Raw genomic sequence first — 5276 nt, forward strand, 5'->3', positions numbered from 1 at the left:
CCTCGATTTTCTGGGAGTAGAGAATAAAAACATCAAAGAAGTAGCCTCAGCTTTCCCTAAAAGCAAGATTGTTTCTCGAGGTAACGAAATTAGGATTAAGGGAAGTACTACGGAGATATTAAAAATTAATGACATCCTGGGCTCACTCATCGAGCATTATCACAAGTTTGGTAAAGTTACTGAGGAGAATGTGCAAAACTACCTGGCTAAGGAGGCAGAAGAAAAACTGCCTGAAGAAGAGGAAGTACTTATCTACGGTACTAAAGGGTTTACCATAAAGCCAAAAACGATAAACCAACAAAAGCTTGTTTACGCAGTCTATGATAATGACCTCGTTTTCGCACTAGGCCCGGCAGGTACAGGTAAAACTTATATATCTGTAGCGCTTGCTGTAAAGGCACTGAAAAACAAGCAGGTAAAGAAAATCATAATCACCCGCCCGGCTGTAGAAGCAGGAGAGACCCTTGGTTTTTTACCCGGTGATCTTAAAGAAAAGCTAGACCCTTACTTAAGGCCGATATATGATGCCTTGTTTGATATGGTGCCCTCAGAAAAGCTGAGATACTATATGGAAAACAATGTGATCGAAATTGCACCATTGGCCTATATGAGAGGTAGAACACTCAACAATGCATTTATCTTACTAGATGAGGCGCAAAATACTACCCCTTCACAAATTAAAATGTTTTTAACGCGTATGGGTCCCAACTCAAAAGTGATCGTAACGGGAGATACTTCTCAGATCGATTTACCTAAAAAACAAAAGTCGGGTTTGGTTGAGTCTACGAAAATCTTAAAAGACGTATCTGGTATTGGTTTTATAGAATTGACGGGTAAGGATGTAATCAGGCATAAGATTGTGAAAGACATAATCACCGCCTACGAAACACACGAAAATAACGAGAATCACAAGTGATCAACGTATATCATATCAAAGAAAAGGCAGATCTGCAAAAGGCATTTAAGATAAGGGAAGAGGTATACATTGAAGAACAACAAATTGATCGAGCTGACGAATTTGATGAGTTTGATGACTCTTCAGAGCACTTTCTGGCTGTAGATGATGCCACACCTTGTGGTACAGCAAGATATAGAAAAACAAAAGAAGGTATCAAGCTAGAAAGATTTGCAGTACTACCCGACTACAGAGGAAGAGGAGTGGCTAGTGTGATAATGACTAGTATGATGGAGCACATCACTAAAAATGATGAAAGACCTGTGAAGCTATACCTCAACGCTCAACTATCTGCACTACCTCTTTATGAAAAGTTTAAATTCGTTCCTGAAGGGGAGCGCTTTTTAGAGTGTGATATTGAGCATCAGAAAATGGTGCTTCAATTTTAGTGTAGCTACATGTTCCGCTGGGTTCCATATGCTTTTATAAGAATCTCCTTTTTCTTCATAGCCGGAATATTATCGGCCATCTACTTTGGTGATTATCTAAGCATAAACCAATCACTCATTGGAGTAGGCTTAGGTGCTTTTTTTTATGTGCTTTCTAAGCTATTTCTCACCAAGCAGTATTTCTATTCTCTCAGTTGGATTCAAGGACTGAGTGCTTTTTTGGTTGTTTTCTTATTAGGCTACCTCAATCTTACATTTAACAATCAGAGTTTAAGAGATGATCACCTTGTAAACCATGAAAGCCTGGATTTTTACTATGGTCATGTGCACAGACCGGCTGAGGAAAAAGCAAATACATTTAAATATGAGTTTTTAGTAGAGCGGATAAACCAAAATAATACTTGGCAAACTGCCTCGGGTAAAATTTACATCTACATAAAAAAGGACCAACCTCGACTACAATACGGTGATCGTCTTTTAGTAAAAGGTCAACCTAATGAAATTTCTCCACCGATGAATCCCGGTGAGTTTGATTACAAGCGCTTTCTTACTTTTAATAATGTCTATCATCAGGATTATATTACTACCAACTATGAAGTTGTAGGTTCTTCAGCGCCTAATGTCATTTTGGCTAAGGCCTTTGAGTTGAGACGTAAGGCCTCGCTCACATTAAAAAGATTTATAAAACCTAAGCAAGAAAATGACATTGCGCAGGCCTTAGTGCTTGGTGTGAAAGATGGCCTCGATAGAGATATTAAATATGCCTATTCTGCATCCGGAGCTATGCACGTGCTGGCAGTTTCGGGTCTTCATGTAGGTATAGTTTATGGGTTGATTTTGTTGCTATTTAAGCCATTTCGCAAGACGAAAACGAGAAATTGGCTGCTGGCTATTGTAAGCCTCTGTGTGCTCTGGAGCTATGCGTTAATCACAGGATTTTCGCCTTCGGTATTGCGAGCAGTTACCATGTTTTCTTTCGTAGCCATAGCACAGGCTTCTAATCGCAATACCAATATTTACAATACTCTTGCCGCTTCAGGGTTTATTTTGTTATTAGTTAACCCTTATCTGATTATGTCTGTAGGGTTTCAATTGTCCTTTTTGGCTGTATTTGGTATTGTGTTTTTACAACCCAGAATTTACAATGCCTGGGAGATCGATAATTATTGGTTAGACAAAGTTTGGACTATAACAGCAGTTTCAATTGCGGCACAGATAGCTACCATTCCGCTCACTTTATTGTATTTCCATCAATTCCCTACCTTCTTTCTCATTTCAAATCTGGTTGTAATTCCCGGAGCATTTATCATACTCTGCCTGGGCCTGTTGTTGTTATTTTCTAGTCCTATAAATTTAGTGGCAGAAAGCATTGGTTGGTTGTTGGAGCAAATCATTTCATTGGTCAATTATCTGGTGTTTTCTATCAGTGCGATTCCGTATAGTCAGGTTACAGATATAGAGATCAACACCTGGCAATCCTGGTTTATTATTTGCGCAGTTGTATCGGTGGTTTTACTTTTTGAGTATAGAAAGTTTAAATATGTTGTCTATAGCCTGCTCATGGTAATTGGTTTTTCAATCTTTGAGTACCAACAAACAGTAAGAACAAAAGAGCAGCGAAAGATAATTTTTCATCGTGTGAGTAATCATACAGCAATTAATTTGCTAGAAGGTACCCATTCTCAGTTGCTCACCGACTCAGTTTTTTCAGCAGATAGAGAAGGAGTGATTTTTCATGTGAGACCTACCAGGTTACAGTCGGGGATTGTTACTCACGATAAAACTTTATTAAACCAATCACCCGCAATAAAGCAATGGCAAAATGTAAAAATAACCAGTTGGAAGGGTAAGAAGATTGCATTGCTGGATACTAGAGATTACAGAACTATTGAGTTTGAACGACCCATAGAAGTTGATTTTTTAGTAATTGGAGGAGATTTCAATAAGAAGATTGATTGGGTATTAAGAAATTTTAAATTTGAAAAAATCATTTTGGACGGTTCCTTAAAATGGTATCTCGCTGATCAGTGGAGGGAGTCTTTAAATCAACACTCGCTCGACAATTACTCAGTGTATCATGATGGAGCTCTGACCATAAACCTAAACGAATAAAAAAATGGAATTTATAACCTACGAAGTAAAAGAACGAATCGGATACATTACCCTCAATCGCCCTGACAAGAGAAATGCCCTAAGCTTTGATGTGGTTACTGAGCTTAAGGAGGCCTTTACTCAGGCTGAGCAAGATGATGAAGTGAAAGTAATAGTATTGAAAGCCAACGGTAAAGCTTTCTGTGCCGGGGCTGATTTAGCTTACATTCAGCAACTACAAAAAAATACTTACCAGGAAAATCTAGATGACAGCAACCATCTGAGGGGTCTTTTTCAGCAGATTTACACAATGGGCAAAGTGGTAATCGCTCAGATACAGGGACATGCCATAGCAGGAGGCTGTGGGCTGGCTACCGTTTGCGATTTTGGATTTACTGTGCCTGAAGCGAAGTTTGGTTATACAGAAGTACGCATTGGCTTTATACCCGCGATTGTTAAGGTCTTTTTACTTAGAAAAATAGGGGAGATGAAGTCGAAGGAGTTGCTCCTTACCGGAGAGCTTATAGATGCCCAGCAAGCCAAGCAATATGATCTAGTAACTGAGGTTGTGGATGCAGATAAGTTGGAGCAACGGGTGAGTGAGTTTGCACAAATGCTAATATCTAAAAACAGTGGTCAATCAATGGCACTCACTAAGCAAATGATCGCCAATGTGCAAGCCATGGATGTAGAAGAAGGCTTAAATTATGCTGCAGAAATGAATGCCAAAGCCCGCGGTACCGAGGATTGTAAAAAAGGCATTGATGGTTTCTTAAACAAAAAGCCGGTAGAGTGGTAATAAGCGCATATGGTAAAATTTGCGTTTTCTGATAAGTACCTCTATAAACTACCTGAAGGACACCGATTTCCGATAGAAAAATACGAGCTGGTAAAAGAGCAACTGCTCCATGAAGGCACTATTGAGCCTTCTCAGCTTTATGATCCGGGTTTGGCTACTGATGATCAGATACTAAAAGTACATACCAAAGATTATTGGCAGAGTCTTAGGACGCTCACGCTTGATAAGAAGGCAGTCAGGAAAATTGGGCTGCCGGTTACTGAAAAGTCTCTTAACAGGGCTAGAAATAGTGTGGCCGGTACTATATCAGCGGCACATAATGCACTAAAAAGTAGTGTCGGAGTAAATTTGGCCGGAGGCACCCATCATGCGTATGCAGATCACGGAGAAGGCTTTTGTGTGCTCAACGATATCGCCATTTCTGCTACGGATCTGATTAATAGTCGATTAGTTCATAAAGTACTGGTCGTTGATCTGGATGTACACCAAGGTAATGGTACGGCCAAAATCTTTGAAAATAACCCAGATGTTTTCACTTTTTCCATGCATGGTGAGAACAATTACCCACTTCACAAAGAGCAATCTGATCTAGACATTCCATTACCCTATCAATGTGATGATGATACTTACTTAAGGTTACTTCAGAGCCATCTGCCTGATTTAATAAATAGTGTACAACCTGATATTATCTATTTTCAAGCTGGGGTTGACGTACTGGCAAGTGATAAATTAGGCAAACTTTCACTCACCAGAGATGGTATTAAAATGCGTGATCAAATTGTAATATCATCATGTAAAGAACAGTCAATTCCATTGGTAATTACAATGGGTGGAGGCTACTCAGAAAGGCTGCCAGATTTGGTCGAGGCGCATTGTACGACCTTCAGAATTGCGGTTTCTACATACCATTAGGTGAGGATATAGGACCTAAATTTCAGGAAAATATCATTTTGGCAATAAAATTGATGGTAGTTGTTGTACTATTTTGTTATTTAGGATTTAAAATAAACCAAAAACCAAGTATGAAAGCAATTAAATTTTT

5 protein-coding genes are annotated in these 5276 nt (G+C 39.2%); all 5 read left to right on the top strand.

Features of this window, described 5'->3' with window-relative positions:
• Positions 1–916, top strand: a 916-nt coding sequence (locus E1176_RS06720; RefSeq protein WP_155209836.1) for a PhoH family protein, incomplete at its 5' end; no start/stop codon positions are given.
• Positions 913–1344 carry a GNAT family N-acetyltransferase gene (locus E1176_RS06725; protein ID WP_185152675.1) on the top strand — a complete coding sequence of 144 codons (432 nt, stop codon included), beginning with the start codon at positions 913–915 and terminating at the stop codon, positions 1342–1344. The genes E1176_RS06720 and E1176_RS06725, both read left to right, overlap by 4 nt.
• Before the next feature lie 9 nt (positions 1345–1353).
• Positions 1354–3456 (top strand): ComEC/Rec2 family competence protein, encoded by a 2103-nt coding sequence (locus E1176_RS06730; RefSeq protein ID WP_155209837.1) that lies wholly within the window; start codon positions 1354–1356, stop codon positions 3454–3456.
• Positions 3457–3460: 4 nt separating this feature from the next.
• A complete protein-coding gene (locus E1176_RS06735) occupies positions 3461–4234 on the top strand; it encodes an enoyl-CoA hydratase/isomerase family protein (RefSeq protein WP_155209838.1) in 774 nt (257 codons plus the stop codon).
• 9 nt (positions 4235–4243) lie between these two features.
• Positions 4244–5146: a histone deacetylase family protein gene (locus E1176_RS06740; RefSeq protein WP_155209839.1), complete on the top strand. Its 903-nt coding sequence runs from the start codon at positions 4244–4246 to the stop codon at positions 5144–5146.
• The last annotated feature ends 130 nt before the right edge of the window (positions 5147–5276 follow it).

It is taken from the genome of Fulvivirga aurantia (assembly GCF_009711475.1).
GTDB classification, from domain to species: Bacteria; Bacteroidota; Bacteroidia; order Cytophagales; family Cyclobacteriaceae; genus Fulvivirga; species Fulvivirga aurantia.